The sequence below is a fragment of the Pseudoalteromonas sp. SG41-5 genome (genome assembly GCF_014164495.1).
Taxonomy (GTDB): domain Bacteria; phylum Pseudomonadota; class Gammaproteobacteria; order Enterobacterales; family Alteromonadaceae; genus Pseudoalteromonas; species Pseudoalteromonas rhizosphaerae.
This window is the reverse complement of sequence record NZ_JACJFH010000247.1, coordinates 1-1,035: the sequence shown is the minus strand read 5'-3', so window position 1 is coordinate 1,035 and position 1,035 is coordinate 1. Positions and strand designations below refer to the sequence as shown.

At 38.1% G+C, this 1,035-nt stretch carries 2 protein-coding genes; both read left to right on the top strand.

The genetic code is table 11. The features are described from left to right. The first annotated feature begins 21 nt into the window (after window positions 1-21). A complete protein-coding gene (locus tag H5232_RS23390) occupies window positions 22-717 on the top strand; it encodes a S8/S53 family peptidase (protein WP_259400198.1) in 696 nt (231 codons plus the stop codon). Window position 718: 1 nt separating this feature from the next. Beyond that, a partial coding sequence (locus H5232_RS23385) for a TIGR03032 family protein (RefSeq protein ID WP_259400197.1) occupies window positions 719-1,035 on the top strand: 317 nt, incomplete at its 3' end.

Genomic DNA, 1,035 nt, shown 5'->3' with positions numbered 1-1,035 from the left:
GAGTTTGATGATTGAACAGTATTGTTTGAATATGGTCCTGATGGAAAAACACTGGCACCCAGTGCTAAAAACCCAACTGATTACCATGGTACACGTGTGGTTAGAGTTATTGCTGCAAAGCAAGATAATATAGGGGTTGAGGGTTTCGCACCGACTAGTGAAATAATAGCTATCAGGCAAGTTTCAACATGGTCATCTTCTATAATATTGGCATTTCAGGTCGCTAAGTTGATGAAAGCGGATGTTATCAACTGTAGTTGGGTTTTACCGTTATTATCGGGTATTACGTCACTGGTAATTGAGAATGTTGCATCTGCATCAAATGCACCTATTATCGTTGTTTCAGCAGGAAATTCGGGTAAGAAAGCTTGTGAAGTCAATCATCTATCGGCATTAAGTTCAGTGGTTGTTATAGGGGCAATAAATAAAAATGGGAATGTTGCTGAGTTTTCTAATTATGGGCAATGTGTTGATTATTACGCCCCTTCTTCAATTGCATCAACGTCACTTAATGGGTATGTAAATTTTGGTGGCACCTCATCATCAGCCGCTATTGTTTCAGGCGTTGTGGCACAGCTAAAAGCATGCGGAGTTGAATACCCGTTAACAAAATTAACGATGGTTGAAAATATTTTGCCTGCACATGTAGTTAATAAAAATAATATAAAGAGTGTAACTTTGATTAGATCAAAAGGTAGTGAAATTAATGAGCACTGAAATGGAACCGTTAGATTTTAGTAGCACCCACAGTGACAACTTCCCAAAAATATTGGCTCAGTTGGGCGTATCGTTGATTGCGACAAGTTATCAATCACAACGTGTTATTTTAGTGCGTTCCAATAATGGCAAGCTAGAAACAAAATTAAAGGCATTTCCAAGACCAATGGGACTTTATGCCGACGAAAATAGGGTCACGCTTGGAACACTAAATCAAGTAATCGACTTTCAAAAAACACCAAGTGGTTATGCTGATGTTATTAATGGGAACCTTGATCGTTATGAAGAGTTGCCAAGAAAATTACAAGATAATGAACT